The organism is Spirillospora sp. NPDC047279 (genome assembly GCF_040643285.1).
In the GTDB taxonomy this organism is placed as follows: Bacteria; Actinomycetota; Actinomycetes; order Streptosporangiales; family Streptosporangiaceae; genus Spirillospora.
The window spans coordinates 160,907-177,751 of sequence record NZ_JBEYUA010000014.1; the positions used below are offsets into that span (position 1 = coordinate 160,907).

Annotated in this window: 20 protein-coding genes; 12 read left to right on the forward strand and 8 right to left on the reverse strand. The window is 70.7% G+C overall.

Going from position 1 to position 16,845, the window contains the following annotated elements; translation table 11 throughout:
* Positions 1 to 124: 124 nt before the first annotated feature.
* Both ABZ810_RS32395 and ABZ810_RS32400 read left to right on the forward strand, forming a co-directional pair.
* Positions 125 to 1,945 (forward strand): serine/threonine-protein kinase, encoded by a 1,821-nt coding sequence (locus ABZ810_RS32395; protein ID WP_358409764.1) that lies wholly within the window; start codon positions 125 to 127, stop codon positions 1,943 to 1,945.
* 281 nt (positions 1,946 to 2,226) lie between these two features.
* The gene (locus tag ABZ810_RS32400; protein WP_358409765.1) at positions 2,227 to 2,700 is read left to right on the forward strand and encodes a hypothetical protein; all 474 of its coding nucleotides are present in this window, start codon (positions 2,227 to 2,229) and stop codon (positions 2,698 to 2,700) included.
* 230 nt (positions 2,701 to 2,930) lie between these two features.
* Here ABZ810_RS32400 and ABZ810_RS32405 read toward each other — a convergent pair whose 3' ends face one another.
* Both ABZ810_RS32405 and ABZ810_RS32410 read right to left on the reverse strand, forming a co-directional pair.
* Entirely contained in the window at positions 2,931 to 3,362 is a 432-nt protein-coding gene (locus tag ABZ810_RS32405; RefSeq protein ID WP_358409767.1) for an SMI1/KNR4 family protein, read from the reverse strand.
* A gap of 83 nt (positions 3,363 to 3,445) precedes the next feature.
* On the reverse strand, positions 3,446 to 3,979 hold the full coding sequence (locus tag ABZ810_RS32410) for an AAA family ATPase (protein ID WP_358409962.1): 534 nt from the start codon (positions 3,977 to 3,979) through the stop codon (positions 3,446 to 3,448).
* 123 nt (positions 3,980 to 4,102) lie between these two features.
* On the opposite strand from ABZ810_RS32410, the gene ABZ810_RS32415 reads away from it, so the two are divergent.
* The 3 genes from ABZ810_RS32415 (at position 4,103) to ABZ810_RS32425 (ending at position 5,822) form a co-directional block, all read left to right on the forward strand.
* Positions 4,103 to 4,276 (forward strand): hypothetical protein, encoded by a 174-nt coding sequence (locus ABZ810_RS32415; protein ID WP_358409769.1) that lies wholly within the window; start codon positions 4,103 to 4,105, stop codon positions 4,274 to 4,276.
* Between the two features lie 96 nt (positions 4,277 to 4,372).
* Entirely contained in the window at positions 4,373 to 5,257 is an 885-nt protein-coding gene (locus ABZ810_RS32420; RefSeq protein ID WP_358409964.1) for an SDR family NAD(P)-dependent oxidoreductase, read from the forward strand.
* Between the two features lie 166 nt (positions 5,258 to 5,423).
* On the forward strand, positions 5,424 to 5,822 hold the full coding sequence (locus ABZ810_RS32425) for an ATP-binding protein (RefSeq protein ID WP_358409771.1): 399 nt from the start codon (positions 5,424 to 5,426) through the stop codon (positions 5,820 to 5,822).
* Between the two features lie 46 nt (positions 5,823 to 5,868).
* Here ABZ810_RS32425 and ABZ810_RS32430 read toward each other — a convergent pair whose 3' ends face one another.
* Genes ABZ810_RS32430 through ABZ810_RS32445 form a run of 4 tightly spaced genes read right to left on the reverse strand, consistent with a single transcriptional unit; the run spans position 5,869 to position 8,002 of the window.
* Positions 5,869 to 6,036, reverse strand: coding sequence for a hypothetical protein (locus tag ABZ810_RS32430; RefSeq protein WP_358409772.1), 168 nt, complete (start codon positions 6,034 to 6,036; stop codon positions 5,869 to 5,871).
* A gap of 42 nt (positions 6,037 to 6,078) precedes the next feature.
* Positions 6,079 to 7,311, reverse strand: coding sequence for a DUF6596 domain-containing protein (locus ABZ810_RS32435; protein ID WP_358409774.1), 1,233 nt, complete (start codon positions 7,309 to 7,311; stop codon positions 6,079 to 6,081).
* A complete protein-coding gene (locus ABZ810_RS32440; protein WP_358409775.1) occupies positions 7,308 to 7,628 on the reverse strand; it encodes a YciI family protein in 321 nt (106 codons plus the stop codon). Before ABZ810_RS32440 ends, ABZ810_RS32435 begins: the two co-directional genes overlap by 4 nt.
* A 5-nt stretch (positions 7,629 to 7,633) precedes the next feature.
* On the reverse strand, positions 7,634 to 8,002 hold the full coding sequence (locus ABZ810_RS32445) for a YciI family protein (protein ID WP_358409777.1): 369 nt from the start codon (positions 8,000 to 8,002) through the stop codon (positions 7,634 to 7,636).
* 169 nt (positions 8,003 to 8,171) lie between these two features.
* Between ABZ810_RS32445 and ABZ810_RS32450 the strand changes: the two genes are divergently transcribed.
* Entirely contained in the window at positions 8,172 to 9,023 is an 852-nt protein-coding gene (locus ABZ810_RS32450; RefSeq protein ID WP_358409966.1) for an LLM class flavin-dependent oxidoreductase, read from the forward strand.
* A gap of 78 nt (positions 9,024 to 9,101) precedes the next feature.
* On the opposite strand, the gene aceE is transcribed toward ABZ810_RS32450, so the two are convergent.
* Positions 9,102 to 11,879, reverse strand: coding sequence for a pyruvate dehydrogenase (acetyl-transferring), homodimeric type (gene aceE, locus ABZ810_RS32455; protein WP_358409778.1), 2,778 nt, complete (start codon positions 11,877 to 11,879; stop codon positions 9,102 to 9,104).
* A gap of 228 nt (positions 11,880 to 12,107) precedes the next feature.
* On the opposite strand from aceE, the gene ABZ810_RS32460 reads away from it, so the two are divergent.
* The 6 genes from ABZ810_RS32460 to ABZ810_RS32485 all read left to right on the forward strand — a co-directional run bounded on the left by ABZ810_RS32460 (position 12,108) and on the right by ABZ810_RS32485 (position 15,644).
* Positions 12,108 to 12,302 carry a DUF1918 domain-containing protein gene (locus ABZ810_RS32460; RefSeq protein WP_358409779.1) on the forward strand — a complete coding sequence of 65 codons (195 nt, stop codon included), beginning with the start codon at positions 12,108 to 12,110 and terminating at the stop codon, positions 12,300 to 12,302.
* 59 nt (positions 12,303 to 12,361) lie between these two features.
* Positions 12,362 to 12,769, forward strand: coding sequence for a YjbQ family protein (locus ABZ810_RS32465; RefSeq protein WP_358409781.1), 408 nt, complete (start codon positions 12,362 to 12,364; stop codon positions 12,767 to 12,769).
* A gap of 205 nt (positions 12,770 to 12,974) precedes the next feature.
* Positions 12,975 to 13,403 (forward strand): DUF3052 domain-containing protein, encoded by a 429-nt coding sequence (locus ABZ810_RS32470; RefSeq protein WP_358409783.1) that lies wholly within the window; start codon positions 12,975 to 12,977, stop codon positions 13,401 to 13,403.
* Between the two features lie 154 nt (positions 13,404 to 13,557).
* Positions 13,558 to 14,019 (forward strand): peroxiredoxin, encoded by a 462-nt coding sequence (locus ABZ810_RS32475; RefSeq protein WP_358409784.1) that lies wholly within the window; start codon positions 13,558 to 13,560, stop codon positions 14,017 to 14,019.
* 63 nt (positions 14,020 to 14,082) lie between these two features.
* Positions 14,083 to 14,454 carry a hypothetical protein gene (locus ABZ810_RS32480; RefSeq protein ID WP_358409785.1) on the forward strand — a complete coding sequence of 124 codons (372 nt, stop codon included), beginning with the start codon at positions 14,083 to 14,085 and terminating at the stop codon, positions 14,452 to 14,454.
* Positions 14,455 to 14,555: 101 nt separating this feature from the next.
* Positions 14,556 to 15,644, forward strand: coding sequence for an ion channel (locus ABZ810_RS32485; protein WP_358409786.1), 1,089 nt, complete (start codon positions 14,556 to 14,558; stop codon positions 15,642 to 15,644).
* 183 nt (positions 15,645 to 15,827) lie between these two features.
* Here ABZ810_RS32485 and ABZ810_RS32490 read toward each other — a convergent pair whose 3' ends face one another.
* On the reverse strand, positions 15,828 to 16,781 hold the full coding sequence (locus tag ABZ810_RS32490; RefSeq protein WP_358409967.1) for a phosphoribulokinase: 954 nt from the start codon (positions 16,779 to 16,781) through the stop codon (positions 15,828 to 15,830).
* Between the last annotated feature and the right edge of the window lie 64 nt (positions 16,782 to 16,845).

The window sequence follows — 16,845 nt, forward strand, 5'->3', positions numbered from 1 at the left end:
CCGCGGCCGTGACGCCGGGTCGCGGTCCGAACGCGATCGAGTCAGAAGACATGGTGCGGGGCGATCATCCTCGTTTACCCTTTCTCGAGTAGACGTTGGTGTTTGGCTGGCTGGGGTAGGTGGGATGTCCGGCGGAGGACTCAAGGCGCTCAGGGCCGGTGATCCGGAACGGATCGGGCCGTACCGGCTGCTGGCGCGGCTGGGCGGCGGCGGGATGGGCCAGGTCTATCTGGGGCGCTCGCAAGGGCGGCGGCTGGTCGCGGTCAAGGTCGTTCACCCGCACTTCGCCGACAACCCCGCGTTCCGGCGGAGGTTCACCAAGGAGGTCGCGGCGGCGCGGCGCATCGGCGGCTTCTACGCCGCGCAGGTGGTGGACGCCGACCCCGACGCGGATCCGCCCTGGCTGGTGACGGAGTACATCGCCGGGCCCTCGTTGCAGGACGCCGTCGACGAGAACGGCGCGCTCCCCGAGGCTTCGGTCGCGGCGCTCGGTGCCGGGCTCGCCGAGGGACTGGCGGCCGTGCACGACCAGAACGTGATCCATCGTGACCTCAAGCCGGGAAACGTGCTCCTCGCCCAGGACGGTCCGCGGATCATCGACTTCGGCATCGCCCGCGCGCTCGACGGGTCCTCGCAGAGCGTGTCCACGGTGGTCGTGGGGACGCCCGGGTACATGTCGCCCGAACAGTACGCGGGCGGCGACGTCGGACCGGCCGGCGACGTGTTCTGCCTGGCCGCCGTGCTGGCCTTCGCGGCCACGGGCCGCCACCCCTTCGGCGAGGGGCCGCCCGACGCCCTCGGCTACCGCGTCTGCCGCGAGGACCCGAACCTGACGGGCGTCCCGGCGTCGCTTCTCCCGCTGATCGCGGCCGGGCTGGAGAAGGATCCGGACGATCGTCCCCCGGTGGGGGAGTTCCTGGAACGGTATTCCGTGCTGGCGACGGGCGAGGAGATGCCCCTGCCGGACACGTACACCACGATGATCGCCACGCGGGTCGCCGAGACCGAGGTCTTCGCGGGAAGGCCGAGCGCCGGTGAACGGAGGGACCGCGCTCCGGGCGGTGAGCGGAAAGGGGCGAAGCGGAACGCTGGGCAGGCGGCCGGGGCGAACGCCGGGCAGAGGGCCGGGCGGCAGGCCGGACCTCAGGCCGGGCAGGGGCGGGCTCCGCAGGGGGCGCCGCCTCCGGCCGGGCCGCCTCCGGCCGGGCGGCCGCCGGGCAGGCCTCCGACGACGTCGGTGACGTCGAACGTGGGGATCGTGGCCGGGGTCGTGGGGGTGCTGCTGATCGTCGTGCTGATCGCGATCGCCAACGGTGACCGGAACGGCAGGTCGAGCAACGCGGGTTCGAGTTCGACCCGGACCCCGACGGAGTCGTCGAGCGAGACCCCGTTCTCGCGCCGGACGACCGGGCTCACCACGGGCGGGGGGAGCGCGCGGTCGACCCCGAGCGCCACGCCGAGCCCGGACTCGACCTACGAGGCGTTCGAGGAGGTCTCGGTCGGGGAGTGCCTGGACGCGTACGCGGATCCGTACGACTTCAGCGAGTGGAGCGAGAGCAGGCCGAACGTCGTGTCCTGCGGCAGGCGCGACGCCTACGTGAAGGTGTACGACATCGAGGATTCGAGCAGCGCGTGCGATGCCGAATCGCTGGACGGGGAGACGTGGTGGAGGTCTCCCTCGTACGGCGGGGACAGGATCTATCTCTGCGTGCGGCGGGAGTTCAAGGACGGCGAGTGCTTCCTGGGCAGGAAGAGCGACACCAAGGGCCGGGTGTCCATCACCGGGCACGGCCTGATGACCTCGTGGGGGTGCGGCAAGAGCACCGTCCCCAAGAAGTTCGACTACATCCTCCAGTTCACCGGCTACTACCAGAGCAGGTGCCCCAGCGGTTCGCGGACGTGGGAGAACTACCGCAAGGGAGTGCTCTGCGCCAGGGTCGTCTGATGCCGGGGACGTGACCGGGAGGCCGGACGGCGTGCAGGCCCTGTGGCACCGTGGTGGTCATCGAGCGGCACACCGCCGCTCCCGCAACCGCTGGGTCCGCACGAACGCCCCCCGAGCCGTCCCCAAGGGCTTCCACGGCTCCTGGTTCCCCGACCTGCCTGACACGCTCTGAAGAACGACCACGACAAATCGTGGGCCTTTGTGTGTCAATGTGCATTCACGTCACCGATGTCCGCGTTTACGCTCCTCGCGTCGAGCGGAGGCGACAAGGGGGGCGCGAGATGGCGCGACGACCGACAAGGGCCGAACGGAACCGAAACAAGATCATCATGTGGTGGGGCGCCGCGATCCTGCTGGGCGTCTTCGCCTGGAACCAGGGGCGTGTGGAACTCTGGATCCTTCCGATCCTGGTGATCGCCTACTACGAGCTGTGCGCCGTGCCGACGTTGTGCGGCGTGGAGACGAGCCGGGGGCATCCCTGCAAGAACCAGGCGTACGGGCGGCTGATCGCCTGTAAGGACCAGCCTTCGCACGCCGTCTACAAGAACGACGCCCTGTTGCGGATGCTCGGCTTCAGGCGACCGCCGCGCCAGGTGTCGGCGCCCGCGCCGGGGCCACACGACCGTACGGCCACGGAGCTGCCGATGGAGCCGCAGGTCGCCACCATCGAGTCCAAGCAGACCCTGATCACACTTCTGACGGTCGTCGGCACCATCGCCGGGGTCGTCCAGGTGTTCCTCGCCGCGAAGAACTGATCTTCGACCGAGCAGCCGGCGTTCTGGCGACGTCACATCGTCCTGCGGGGCGGGGCCGGGGTTAGAAGAGGGGGCGGAGCAGGAGGATCAGGAGGGCCGCGAGGACGAGGCCGGCGGTGCAGGCCGTGACGGTGCGGAGGACCAGCCGTTCGACGTGTTCCATGGGCGTCAGTGTGAGGGCGGCGGAGGCCGCGCGCCAGCGAGAACGGCCGGGCCGGGGAGCCGTCGGGTCACAGCTGGATGCGGCCGGCGGGCCACGCCTCGATGAAGCGTTCCAGGGACGGCGCGACGGAACGCCGATCGTCGGTCCGGTGGTCCCAGACGAAGATGTCCGGTCTGCCCTCGGGGACGAGGGCGTAGGCGAACAGGTTGCCGTCGCCGGGGACGTCGGAGAAGAACAGCAGCTGCTCGAACGACATGTAGAGCCGTTTCAGGGCGGGATAGGTGCGCATCTCCAGGTTGCCCTTGAGGAGCTGTTCGGCGGAGAAGATCAGGTTGTAGCCGTTCGGGTCGATCACGCCGTCGGTCTCGGTGAGCAGCTTGACCAGGTCGTTGGGGAGCAGGTGCCCCAGGGTCTCCTCGGCCTGCTGTAGCGCCTGTTCCGTAGCCGGAGAAGCGAACCGGGCCTGGGGGGTGTGTCGTTCGATCAGTTCGCGCCACATCCGCGCATCATGACGAACGTGCGCCCGCGCCGTCCAGGCGCCCCCACCGATGGTGCCGGAGCCGGAACGGGGATCGCGAAGTCCTAGCCGCGCGGCCCGCAGCGGGTCGTGACGAACGCGGCGCGGGCCGCGGGGGAGTCCTTGGGGAGTTCGACGAGGTCGTAGCCGTGGTCGGTGTAGGTGGCGACCATGGCTTCGTAGGTCTTCACCGCGACCTCGTACGGCTGCCTGCGTTCGGCGTCCTGCTCGTAGATCTCGGGCCAGGGCGGGGCGATGAAGACGCGGTCGTACCGGAACGTCGCGGCGGCCTTGGCGAGGTGCGCCGGGACGGGCCGGCCTTCCAGGCGAAGGTAGCCGATGACGTCGGGCACGCCACGGTCGAAGAAGACGGGGGAGGGCCGCGCGCTCGCGAGGTGGTACGAGCGGAGCTCCCAGCTCAGCATCAGCTCGGCGAAGAGGCCGACGTCGCGCCAGGGGAGCCCGGGGCCGTCGATGGCCATCTGGTCCTGGATGACGCCACGCCCGGCCTCGTGCGTACGAGCGTGGCCGTCCGCCTCCAGCCGTTCGATCAGCGTGCTCTTGCCCGAGCCCGGCCCTCCGGTGATCACGATGAGGATGGTGCACGTCCCTTCTGTTTTCAGACAGCCGACAGGTGGATTCAAGGCACAGATCAATGATGAACCACCGCGCGAGAGAGCCCCGTAATACGGGCGAAGATCGCCCCCGGAAGGAGCGGATTCGTGCGGAGAACGCGTGTCGTGGCAGGCCCAGTGCAGGCGGCCAGGGCCCGCGAACAGCCGACCTCGCTCTGCCTGGGCGCCCGCGCGAGGAAGGCGCGCGGCGACGCCGTCGACGCGTTCACCCGGTCCTTCTGCGGCCCGGAGGAGGCCGCGGCGGCCGGCCGCGTCCAGTGATCCGCCGCGCCCGCGTCGGCTGAGCGGCTCCTGTAGGTTGCGGGCAGAGCCCTCCGCAGTCCCTTCTCCCCCCGTCGAGGTGGCAGCGTGCCAACAATGGTGATGACCGGCGGCACGTCAGGATTCGGCGCGATCACGGCCGAGCGGCTGGCCCGGCCGGCCGGCACCCGGCTGATCCTGGGGGCGCGCCGGTCGGCGCCGGTGGGCGAGCCGATCCCGCTCGACATGGCGGAGCTGGCCTCGGTCCGTGCGTTCGCCGAACGGCTGGAGGGCACCCCGATCGACGTGCTGGTCCTGAACGCCGGCGTCGTGCGTCCCGACGCCGGGGGCAGGACGGCCGACGGCTTCGAGACGACCTTCGCCGTCAACCACCTCGCCCACTACCTGCTGGCACGGCTGCTGCTGCCGACGCTGGCGGACGAGGCGCTGATCGTCCTCACGACCAGCGGAACGCACGACCCCGCCACCAAGGCCGGACTGACGCCCCCGCGCCACGCCGACGCGGAGTTGCTGGCCCACCCCGAACGTGACCCCGACCTCCATCCCCGTCCGAAGAAGGCGGGCGAGCACGCGTACACCGCGTCCAAGCTGTGCACCGTGCTCACCGCCCGATCGCTGGCCGAACACCCCGACATCCAGGCGCGGCGGGCCACCGTGCTCAGCTACGACCCGGGGCAGGTGTTCGGAACGGGCCTGGCCAAGGACCTGTCGCTGCCCCTCCGGATGGCGTGGTCGCTGTTCGGCACACCGCTGGGCCGTCCACTGCGCAGGTTCAGCAGCACCCTCAACACCCGTCCGGCCGCCGGCAACACCCTGGCCGACCTGGCCCTGAGAACGGCGACGCCGCCGGACGGCCGTGCCTACGCAGCCCTGCGCCGCGAACGCCTCACCTGGCCCGACCCCTCCGAACTGGCCCGCGACCCCGCGGCGGCCCGAGCCCTCTGGACCGCCAGCGCCCGGCTCGTGGGCCTGCCCGCCTGACGAGACCCCTCAGCTCTCCCGAACGCCCCTGGCGAACCGCCTGAACCTTCACCGGCACGTTAACGGCGAGCTCTTTCTTGTTTCACAGGTTCGTAGAAGCCGCCTTCGAAGCGTGGCTTCATGGTGACCGACAGCTCACCCCCCTCCGTTTCGAAGGTCGGCTCCCATGATCTACGCAGATTTGGAGATCGAGGTTCCCGTCCTCTTTCTCAACCGGGCCACGGACCAGGCTCCGCTGATCGCCCGCACGTACGTGGCCGAACAGCTCACGACGTGGGGAGTCACCTCGCACGACGACACGCTGACCGTGGTCAGCGAGCTGGTGACCAACGCCTACCGGCACGCCGGGGGCGGCCCGATCACCGTCCGGGTGTCCCTCAAGGACGCGCGCTTCGTCGCGATCGAGGTCTGGGACCCCTCATCCCGGGAACCGGTCGTCCTCGCACCCGACCTCACGGCGGAGGGCGGCCGCGGCATGTTCATGGTCGCCTGCCTGGCCTTCGAGTGGGGCCTCCGCCACGAGGACGGCGGCAAGATCGTCTGGGCCTGGATCCCCGTCACATGACCCCCACCGACGCCTCCCGCCGGGCGCGGAGCGCGACCGCCGACCGTCAGGTGACTACGGCGGCCAGGGCTACGAAGAGTTCTTCGCCGCTTTCGAGCCGGACGCTGAACATGCCGGTCTCGTCCTCGACGATCTCGACCTGGACGGCGCCGGGGAAGTCTCCGGCGGCCGCGGCGAGGTGGTCGCGGAGGTGGGCGATGGTGTCCTTGACCATGGGCACTCCTTCGGCGGGGCGGTACCTGCCGTCGATCTTGCCCTATCTGTCGGGGTCGAGGCGGGTCGCGCGGTCTTGCAGGTAGCGCTGTTCGGGGAGGCTGATGGTGAGGCGGGCCGCGCGTTCGTAGTGAAGGCGGGCGGCGCCGGGGTCGCCGGCCATCTCCAGGAGGTGGGCGCGGACGGCGTACAGGCGGTGGTGGCGGGCCATGCGGGGGTCGTCGTCCAGGTCGGCGAGGTGGTCGAGGCCGGCCTCGGGGCCGCGCGTCATGGCGATGGCGACGGCGTGGTTGAGCGTGACCATCGGGTTGGGCGCGATGCGGGCCAGGATCCGGTACAGGACGCGGATCTGCTCCCAGTCGGTGTCCTCGACGCGCGGGGCCTGGACGTGCAGCGCGGCGATCGCCGCCTGGAGCTGGTACGGGCCCAGCTCGGAGGTCGCCATCGCCTCGCTGACCAGCGTGACGCCCTCGTCGATCATGGCGCGGTCCCAGCGGGCGCGGTCCTGCTCGGCCAGGGGCACCAGGCCGCCGTCCGGGGCGGTGCGGGCGGCGCGGCGGGCGTCGGTCAGCAGCATCAGCGCCAGCAGGCCGGCGACCTCGCCGTCGCCGGGCCGGGACCGGTGCACCTCGCGGGTGAGCCGGATCGCCTCGCCGGTCAGCTCGCCGCGCCGCAGGTCGGGGCCGGAGCTGGCGGCATACCCCTCGTTGAAGATCAGGTAGAGGACCTGAAGCACGGCGTCCAGCCGGTCGGCCCGCGGCGGGAACGTCGCGCCCGCCGCCTTGATCTTCTGCTTGGCGCGGCTGATCCGCGGGGCCATCGTCGCCTCGGGGACCAGGAACGCCTGGGCGACCTCGGCGGTGGTGAGCCCGCCGACGGCGCGCAGCGTGAGCGCGACCTGGGAGGCGGGCGTCAGCGCGGGATGGCAGCACAGGAACAGCAGCGTGAGCGTGTCGTCGCGGTCGCCCGGCGCGTCCTCGCCGGGCCCGGCCACGACGCCGGCGGACGGCTCCCGGACGGCGGCCTCGGCCTCGCGGCGGCGCCGCGCCGTCTCGCTGCGCACCTGGTCGACCAGGCGGCGGGACGCGACCGTGACCAGCCACGACCGGGGACTGTCCGGAACGCCCTGGTCCGGCCACTGGGTGGCGGCGGCCAGCAGCGCGTCCTGGACGGCCTCCTCGCACTCCTCGAACCCGCCGTGGCGGCGCAGGAGCACGCCGAGGACCTGCGGCGCCAGCGGGCGCAGCAGGTCCCCGATCGGGTCGGACTCGCTCACATCTCCATCCCGGCGGCGTCCATCAGGGGTCGCACCTCGACCCCGCCTCCGGGCAGCAGCCCGGCCAGCTCGACGGCGCGGTCGCGGTCGTCGCAGTCGACCAGGTACTGCCCGCCGACTTGGTCGCCGGCGTCCAGGTACGGCCCGTCGGTCACGGTGGCGACGCCGCCCCGCACCCGGACGACGACGCTGGTGGACGGGTCGGCCAGCACGAGGACGCCGACCAGCTCGCCGGCCTCCCGGGCCGCCGCCAGGAACGCGCCGTGGTCGCGCTCGTCCCAGGGCGGGTCCCGGTAGAGGTTCAGGACGAACTTCACGGCGCTCAGTCCTGCGGCGTGCCGCGGAAGACCACCGGCCGCACCTCGATGCCCAGGCCCTCGACTCCCGCGTCCGGGATCATCGCGGCCAGCTCGTGGGCGCGCTCCCTGCTCTCGCACTCGACCAGGTAGTAGCCGCCGAGGAACTCCTTGGACTCCAGGTAGGGGCCGTCGGTCACCGCCGGGCCGCCGTCGCGGACCCGGACGACGGCGCTCTCCGACGGGTCGGCCAGCGCGACGGTGTCGATCATCTCGCCGCTCTTCTTGATCGTCTCGATGAACGCGCCGTGCCCGCCCATCACCTCCTGACGCTCCTCCTCGGTCAGGGCCTCGAAGACCTTCGGGTTCATGTGCATGATCAGCAGGAACTTCACATCGTCTCCTTCGTGCCGGATGGCCCGTTCACCAGTGGGTCGGAGCCGGCTCCGCGTTCTTGACGTCCGGACCACCGCAAGATCTCCGACCCCGTTCCGACCCATCCCCGGAACACCAACCCTGGAGGTCACCATCCCTACCCCGCGCATCGGCGTCTCCCTGCCGATCATCGCCCCGTACGCCGGTCCCGACGCCGTCGTGACCGTGGCCCGGACCGCCGAGCGGCTCGGATTCCACGCCGTCTCGGCCAGCGACCGGCTCCTCATCCCGGTCGGGCCGCACTGGGGCAACGACGCCGGCCTGCCCGAGACGCACGTCTGGGAGTCGCTGGAGATGCTCACCTGGGCGGCGGCCCACACCCAACGTATCCGGGTGACCACGGGCATCGTGAACTCGATCTTCCAGCCGCCGATCGTCCTGGCCCGCAGGCTGGCCACCCTCGACCAGTTGTCCCGCGGACGCCTGGACGTGGGCGTCGGGCAGGGCGGCGGCACCCGGCTGCCGCCGTTCTACATCCCCGAGGAGTTCACGGCCGCGGGCGTCCCGCCCGGACGACGCGGTGCCGGCTTCGTCGAGCACGTGGCGGCGATGCGGGCCTGCTGGGCCCCCGACCCCGTCGAGTTCACCGGCGAGCACTACCGGATCCCGCCGTCCAAGGTCGGCCCGAAGCCCTGGGGCGACACCGTCCCGCTGCTGTTCGGCGCGATCACCCGTCCCACCATCGAACGTGCCGCCCGCCTCGGGGACGGCTTCATCACCACCGCCGTGAACTGGGACGACACCCGCGACCAGATCGCCTGGTACCGCGACGCCGGCGGCACCGGCACCGTCGTCGTGAACGTCATCCCGCTCCTCCCCGGAGCCGAGATCACCGAGAGGTCCTTCGTCGAGGCCGCCCTCGCCGACCTGGACCGCGCCGGCGAGCTGGGCGCCGACGAGGCGCACCTCGCCCTCAACATCCTCCCGCTCTCCGCCGACGACCAGGCAGACCTCCTGGAGGCCCTCGCCACCCACCTCTGACGGGGCCGCCCAAGGCGAGGGCCCCGGGATCACGGCCTACACCGTCGTGATCCCGGGGCCCTGTGCCGCGGGTGCTTCCTAGGCGTCGCCGCCGGTGTTGCTCTCGGCGCTGCCCACGCCGCCGGCGAAGACGGTGCTGACGTCGGCGTTGAGCTGGTAGCGCTCGATCGCCTGGGGGAGGACCTCGGGCTTGAGGTCGCCCTGGCGGACGAGGCGGGTCAGCACGGCGAGGACGATCGACGCGGAGTCGACGTGGAAGAAGCGGCGGGCGGCGGCCCGGGTGTCGGAGAATCCGAAGCCGTCGGTGCCGAGGGACGAGTAGTCGCCCGGTACCCACTGGGCGATCTGGTCCGGGACGGCCCGCATGAAGTCGGAGACCGCGACGATCGGGCCGGCGGCCTCCTGGAGCTTCTGGGTGACGTACGGGACGCGCTGCTCCTGGTCGGGGTGCAGCAGGTTCCACTCGTCGCAGGCCGCGGCCTCGCGGGTGAGCTCGTTCCACGAGGTGGCGGACCAGACGTCGGCCGCGACGTTCCACTCCTCGGCGAGGAGGCGCTGCGCCTCCAGGGCCCAGCGGCCGCCCACGCCGGAGGCGAGGATGTTGGCGCGCGGGGCGTCGTCGAGGGACGCCGCCTCCTTGTAGCGGTAGAGGCCCTTGAGCAGGCCCTCGACGTCGAGGCCCGCCGGCTCGGCGGGCTGCTGGTAGGGCTCGTTGTAGATGGTGAGGTAGTAGTAGACGTCCTCGCCGTGCGGGTGCTCCTCGGTGGAGCCGTACATGCGGCGCAGGGCGTCCTGGGTGATGTGCGCGAGCTCGAACGCCCAGGTCGGGTCGTAGTGCACGCAGGCCGGGTTGGTCGCCGCCAGCAGCGGCGAGTGGCCGTCGGCGTGCTGGAGGCCCTCGCCGGTCAGGGTGGTGCGGCCGGCGGTGGCGCCGAGGAGGAACCCGCGGCCCATCTGGTCGCCGAGCGCCCACATCTGGTCGCCGGTGCGCTGGAACCCGAACATCGAGTAGAAGATGTAGACCGGGATCATGTGCTCGCCGTGGGTGGCGTAGGCGGTCCCGGCGGCGATGGTGGACGCCATGGAGCCGGCCTCGCTGATGCCCTCGTGCAGCATCTGGCCGCTCTCGGCCTCCTTGTAGGAGAGCAGCAGCCTGCGGTCGACCGCGTCGTACGTCTGGCCGTGCGGCGAGTAGATCTTCGCGGTCGGGAACAGCGAGTCCATGCCGAACGTGCGGTACTCGTCAGGAGCGATCGGGACGAACCGGGCGCCGATGTTGTCGTCCTTGATGAGGTCCTTGAGCAGGCGGACGAACGCCATGGTGGTGGCGACGTTCTGCTTGCCCGACCCCTTCTTGAGCTCGGCGTAGACCGGGTCGCCCGGCAGCTTGAGCGCCTTGGCCCGCACCGTGCGCTTGGGCAGGAAGCCGCCCAGCGCCGCGCGGCGCTCGCGCATGTACTGGATCTCGTCGCTGTCCTCGCCCGGGTGGTAGTAGGGCGGGAGGTCGGCCTCCAGCTCGGAGTCGGGGATCTCCAGGTAGAGCCGGTCCCGGAACTCCTTGAGCTCGGCCTTGGTGAGCTTCTTCATCTGGTGCGTGGCGTTGCGGGCCTCGAAGTCGGTGCCCAGCGTCCAGCCCTTGATGGTGTGGGCCAGGATGACCGTGGGCTGGCCGACGTGCTCGCGGGCCGCCTTGAACGCGGCGTAGACCTTGCGGTAGTCGTGGCCGCCCCGGGACAGCTTGCGCAGGTCGTCGTCCGAGAGGTGCTGGACGATCTTGCGCAGGCGCGGGTCGTCGCCGAAGAACTTGTCCCGGATGTAGTCGCCGCCCTCGACGGAGAACGTCTGGAACTGGCCGTCGGGCGTGGTGTTCATCTTGTTGACGAGCACGCCGTCGGCGTCCTGGGCCAGCAGCGGGTCCCAGTCGCGGCCCCAGATGACCTTGATGACGTTCCAGCCGGCGCCGCGGAAGAACGACTCCAGCTCCTGGATGATCTTGCCGTTGCCGCGGACCGGGCCGTCCAGCTGCTGGAGGTTGCAGTTGATCACGAATGTGAGGTTGTCGAGCTCCTCGCGCGCGGCCAGGCCGATGGCGCCGAGCGACTCGGGCTCGCCCATCTCGCCGTCGCCGAGGAACGCCCACACGTGCGAGCGGGACGTGTCCTTGATCTTGCGGTTGTAGAGGTAACGGTTGAACCGGGCCTGGTAGATCGAGTCGATCGCGGTGAGCCCCATCGAGACGGTGGGGAACTCCCAGAAGTCCGGCATCAGGCGCGGGTGCGGGTAGGACGAGAGGCCGCCGCCGGGGTGCGAGATCTCCTGGCGGAAGCCGTCCAGCTTGTCCTCGGGCAGCCGGCCCTCGAGGAAGGCGCGCGCGTAGATGCCCGGCGCCGCGTGGCCCTGGATGAAGACCTGGTCGCCCGACTCGCCGTGGTCCTTGCCGCGGAAGAAGTGGTTGAAGCCGACCTCGTAGAGGGACGCCGCGGAGGCGTAGGTGGCGATGTGGCCGCCCACGCCGAGCTCCGGCCGGTTCGAGCGCGACACCATGATCGCCGCGTTCCAGCGGATGTACGCGCGGATGCGCCGCTCGACGTGCTCGTCGCCGGGGAACCAGGGTTCGTGCTCCGGCGGGATGCTGTTGATGAAGTCGGTGCTGCGCAGGCTCGGCACGCCGACCTGCTGCTCGCGGGCGCGCTCCAGGAGCCGGAGCATCACGTAGCGCGCGCGGCCCTTGCCTTCGGTCTTGATGACCGTGTCGAGCGATTCCAGCCATTCCCGGGTCTCGTCCGGATTGATGTCCGGGAGCTGGCTCGGCAGCCCGTCGCTGATGATCGAAAAGCGTTGACGTCCGGAAGCCACGGGGTCCCCTCTGTGCTTACCGTCTTTTTTCCTCGTACGACTGTTCGTCGTGTGTTCTCGTGATCCATCGTCGTCGGTAATGACGGCTAACGCATCTCTACTTGCCAGTAACTCTTTCGGCCGGTCAGCGGGCGTGTCGCGGACATCGGAGACAAGGCCCTCGACGGCGCGCCGAAGTCGTACGAAGGTGGAACTTGCACACGACCGCTGCCGAACGCAGGGGGCACCATGCAGGCTACCGTCGGAGACCGGCTGCACGTCCATGGCAACATCGTGGGGCAGCCGGACAGGCAGGGCGAGATCATCGAGGTTCGCGGCCAGGACGGCCGACCGCCGTACGTCGTACGTTTCGACGACGGCCACGAGACCCTGTGCTACCCGGGGCCGGACGCGGTCATCGAGCCCCAGGCAGCGGAAAGCTGACCGATTCACTGACCGGTTCCCACTGGTGGGTTCGGGCGCGGATCGGGTAGACACTGATCATGGAGAGCACCGTGGTCCGGGTGGCCACCGGTACGCACGAGGTCGTCCACGACATCACGGGGGAATGTGAGCGGTTCGCCGCGGGGGCCGGCGGGGACGGCCTGCTGCACGTCTTCGTGCCGCACGCCACCGCCGGCGTGGCGATCATCGAGCTGGGCGCGGGCAGCGACGACGACCTGCTGGCGGCCCTCGGCGACCTGCTGCCGGCCGACGACCGCTGGCGGCACGCGCACGGCTCGCGCGGGCACGGGCGCTCGCACGTGATGCCGGCCCTGGTGCCGCCGTACGCCACGATCCCCGTCCTGGACGGGCGGCTGGCGCTCGGCACATGGCAATCGGTCGCCCTCGTCGACCTCAATATCGACAATCCGGATCGTCAGGTCCGATTGTCCTTCCTTGCGGGATGAACGTGGGTTGTTACGCTCTGCGTGTGTCCTGTTACGAGGAACACCGTATTCGGGCCAATGAGCCCACCAAAAGGCGGGAAGACACTTGCGCGAGTGCCCATCACTTGTGTGGACTGTCCCGCAAACACCGGAGAGGTGTGAGTGAGGCACTCGGCAGGGTGCCCGAAACCACGCCCCTCGGACTACCGAACATAGGAGGACCTTCGTGAGCGCGACCGCGGGTCAGGCGCAGTCTGAGCGCAGCCTGGCCGAACGGCTCGGGATCAAGCCGGGCTTGGTGGTGCAGGAGATCGGCTACGACGACGACGTCGACGAGGAGCTCCGTGATTCCGTCGAGGCACTGACGGGCTCCGAGCTGGTCGACGAGGACTACGAGGATGTGGTCGACGTCGTGCTGCTCTGGTGGCGTGAAGAGGACGGAGACCTGTTCGACGAGCTGACCAACGCGTTGGTGCCGCTCGACGACGCCGGCCGCATCTGGCTTCTCACGCCCAAGGCCGGCCGTGACGGTCACGTCGAGCCGAGCGACATCGATGAGGCCGCCACGTCCGCAGGACTGAGCCAGACCAAGAGCGTCAGTGCCGCCAAGGAATGGTCGGGCACGCTGCTGGTCGCGCCCAAGGTCCGCAAGTAGCCTCGGCGAGGATCCCGCAGGGCCGGGGTGGCAGACTGGGCCGGGCGGACCGCTCCGGTCCGCTGCGAGCGCGCTCGGTCGCGCACCCGTCCTCCACGACCGTGGAGGCCGACATTCCCCCCGCCGGCGCGCGGGGACGACCGCGGGAGAGGCATTGACGGTCGAGGTAGGCGACGCCGCACCGGACTTCGAGCTGAAGGACCAGCACGGTACCCCGGTGAAGCTGTCGGACTTCCGTGGGAAGAAGAAGGTCGTCCTGGTCTTCTACCCGCTGGCCTTCAGCGGCGTGTGCACGGGTGAGCTGTGCACGATCCGCGACGAGCTGCCGACGCTGGGCGGGGAGGACGACGTCCAGGTGCTGGCGGTGTCCGTCGACTCGGTGTGGGCCCTGCGCACCTGGGCCGATCAGGAGAAGTACCAGTTCCCGCTGCTGTCGGACTTCTGGCCGCACGGTGGCGTGGCGCGGTCGTACGGTGTCTTCGATGACGCGAAGGGCATCGCGATTCGCGGTACCTTCATCATCGACACCGAGGGCGTCGTGCGCTGGAAGGTCGTGCACCCTCCGGCGGAAGCGCGCGACTTCGGCGAATACCGCAAGGCGCTCGCCGATATCTAGATTCCCAGGGTCGGGTCCGCCCATGTCGGGGCGGACCCGGTCCCCGCACCTGTTGGAGGTGTGATGCCCTGCTTCCGATGCGGGGCGCGGCAGACCGACCCCGCTCGTGGCGCGAGCCCGTGGAAGCGCGGGGTCCAGGCGGATCACCAGGTGCTGATCTGTCCCCGTTGCCAGACCGAGCACGACTGGGCGGCCGATCTCGATCGGTGCGCCGTCTGTGGTTCGGCCGCGCTCGTCTGCCGGCTCGGTGAGGTGGAGTGCCGCGACTGCGGGCACACCCGTGAGGCCGTCCGCGAGGCGGCCGATCCCGATGGTCCGGGCGGTGGCCGCGACCTGGTGCGCTCCGGCGCGCCGCCCGCGGACTCGGGCTTCTCGGAGGAGGTCGCGGCCGCGCTGAGCCGCGTGCTGGGCCGCGGCGGCGTCGCCGGACGCTGAGGCGCCGCCCGCTCAGCTGATTTGCGGGTTGACGTCCCTTTTGTGGGCTGCCACGCTGCGTCGCAGCATCTGTACAGCCACCTGGGACGGGGACACCTCCGATGCCGCTGTTGTTCATGCGCCTGGTCCACCGGATCGGCAGGCGTGCCTGGCGCGGGCCAGCGCTCGTGCTGCTGGGCGCCGCGGTGACCGGCTGGGTGCTGATCGTGGTGTTCGAGGAGCCCGGCGCCGAGATCAAGCAACCCCTCAACTACGTCTGGTACTTCTTCGTCAGCGGTACCACCGTCGGCTACGGCGACCTGTTCCCGACCACGGCGGGCGGCCGGATCGGCGGCGTGATCGTCGTGGTGGCCGGGCTGACCGCGGGCCTGATGTTGTTCGCGGAGCTGACCCTCTGGATGGCGAAGGGCAGGACGATGAAGGCCAACGGCCAGGCGCAGCTGCACCACAAGCGGCACATCGTGATCATCGGGTACGACCGGGACGGGCTGCGGGCCATCATCCAGCAGCTGCGCGCCGACGCCGACTTCCTCAAGGTCCCGGTGGTGACGATCTTCTGGGAGGACCAGCTGACCGGCGAGAACCCCGACCAGGGCGTGTACGACGTCGTGGCGTACGACGACACCGCGTTCGGGCGCGCCTGCCTGGAGGACGCGCGGACGGTGCTGGTGGCGGGCCGGACCGACGACGAGACGGTCCGGGTGATGCTGAGCGTGAGCGCCCATCTGCGTGACCACGATCGGTCACACGTCCACACGCTGGCCGGCGTCCACGACGGCGGCCGCCGCGCCGAGATCACCCGGGCGCTCGAACTGATCGGCCCGGACATCGAGCCGGTGGACATCGACGACCCGGCCGTGGTCGCGGTCGCCATCCGCAACCCGGGCGTCGCCGGGATCTACCACAACCTCGCCAGCACGCTGGACGCCGACTCGTCGCTCTACCGGGTGGACATCCCCGCGGACGCGGGGGAGTGGCCGCGGCTGGACATGGCGATCTTCCTGCTGCGGCGCGGGAGCACGCTGCTGGCCGTGGGCGAGTCGCACCGGCCCAACGCTCATTTCCGGCTCGCCGCGCACCCGGACGAGATCGTCCGAGGCGGGCAGTCGCTGGCCGTGGTGGCGCCCGACCGGCCGGAGATCCCCTGGCACGAGCTGCCGGCCGCGGCGCCCGCGACCTCCTCCGGCTGAGACCGGCGAGGCCGCGGGACCGGCGCGAAAAGAAGCCAGGAGAGCACCCACGCGCCCAGATGGGGTGCCCTCCTGGCGGCCGCGATACCGCGCGGCCCGGAAGGGTTGGTCCGGGGCCTCCCCGCGCGATCCGCGGAATCTGACGGGATCCGGTGGGATCCGGGTGACCGGGGCCCGGCGGCGTCAGGCCGCCTGGCGCTGGTCGGCGTCCAGCAGGTGGTAGAGCAGGAGCAGCTGGGTGATCGCCAGCGGGTCGCTGACGTCGCCCTCACCGAGGCGGCCGAGCGCGTCCTGGTCGAGGCCGCCGTTCCCGGCACGCGGGCCGAGCCGTTCCCAGATCGCCTTCTTGACGACCTGCGACTCTTCCGGAGAGACGTACCCGTGCACGTGCAGGGCATCCACCGGCCGGCCGTCGGTGTCGCGGTGCAGGCGCAGGTGCATGGCGGTGTCGCCGCCCGCCGGCGCCGCCTCCTCGATGACCGGGCCGAGTTCGGGGTGGTCGATCGTGGGGCGGAGCAGCAGTTCGGCCGACAGGGGCGTGCCGGGCGGGTCGTGCCGGGCCGCGACGGGCCCGAACCGCACCACAATGTCGGCCCACCGGCGTTGTGGCCGGATGTAGGCCGCGCTCTCCGGCTCGCGGCGTTCCAGTTCGGCCCTCACCTGCTCGGGGGTGTACCCCCGCTTGGCGCAGTCGCGCTGCACCTTCCACCCGTGCCGCAGCGGCTCGGGCGGGTCGAGGTAGACCGTGATGTCGAAGCAGGCGCGGGCCAGCCGCGTGTGCAGGGGAAGCAGACCTTCGACGATCACGAAGTCGCGCGGCTCGACCAGTTCCGGCCGCACGAGCTCACCGGTGCTGTGGTCGTACACCGGCTTGAGGATCGGTTCGCCCATCGACAGCAGTTGCAGGTGCTGCTCCATGATGTCGATGTGGTTGCAGTCGGGATGCAGCGCCGTGAAGGGTTTCCCGGCTCGTTCCCGGCGGTCGTAACGGTGGTAGTCGTCCACGCAGACCGCTGTCATCCGGTCCGCCCCCAGACACTGCACGAGCCCCCTGGTGAGTGTCGTCTTGCCCGCGGCGCTGTCCCCCGCGATGGCGAGCATGACGGGGCGGCGGCCAGACCCGCGCGCCCGGAGCATATGCACGATCCGATGGGGCACTCTTGCTCCTCCGTCCGGCGGCGTTCAGTTGTCACTGCGGACG

Coding starts and splice junctions, on each gene's coding strand:
- ABZ810_RS32395 (WP_358409764.1), top strand. CDS start 125: ATGTCCGGCGGAGGACTCAAGGCGCTCAGGGCCGGTGATCCGGAACGG.
- ABZ810_RS32400 (WP_358409765.1), top strand. CDS start 2,227: ATGGCGCGACGACCGACAAGGGCCGAACGGAACCGAAACAAGATCATC.
- ABZ810_RS32405 (WP_358409767.1), bottom strand. CDS start 3,362: ATGTGGCGCGAACTGATCGAACGACACACCCCCCAGGCCCGGTTCGCT.
- ABZ810_RS32420 (WP_358409964.1), top strand. CDS start 4,373: ATGGTGATGACCGGCGGCACGTCAGGATTCGGCGCGATCACGGCCGAG.
- ABZ810_RS32425 (WP_358409771.1), top strand. CDS start 5,424: ATGATCTACGCAGATTTGGAGATCGAGGTTCCCGTCCTCTTTCTCAAC.
- ABZ810_RS32430 (WP_358409772.1), bottom strand. CDS start 6,036: ATGGTCAAGGACACCATCGCCCACCTCCGCGACCACCTCGCCGCGGCC.
- ABZ810_RS32460 (WP_358409779.1), top strand. CDS start 12,108: ATGCAGGCTACCGTCGGAGACCGGCTGCACGTCCATGGCAACATCGTG.
- ABZ810_RS32465 (WP_358409781.1), top strand. CDS start 12,362: ATGGAGAGCACCGTGGTCCGGGTGGCCACCGGTACGCACGAGGTCGTC.
- ABZ810_RS32480 (WP_358409785.1), top strand. CDS start 14,083: ATGCCCTGCTTCCGATGCGGGGCGCGGCAGACCGACCCCGCTCGTGGC.
- ABZ810_RS32485 (WP_358409786.1), top strand. CDS start 14,556: ATGCCGCTGTTGTTCATGCGCCTGGTCCACCGGATCGGCAGGCGTGCC.
- ABZ810_RS32490 (WP_358409967.1), bottom strand. CDS start 16,781: ATGCTCCGGGCGCGCGGGTCTGGCCGCCGCCCCGTCATGCTCGCCATC.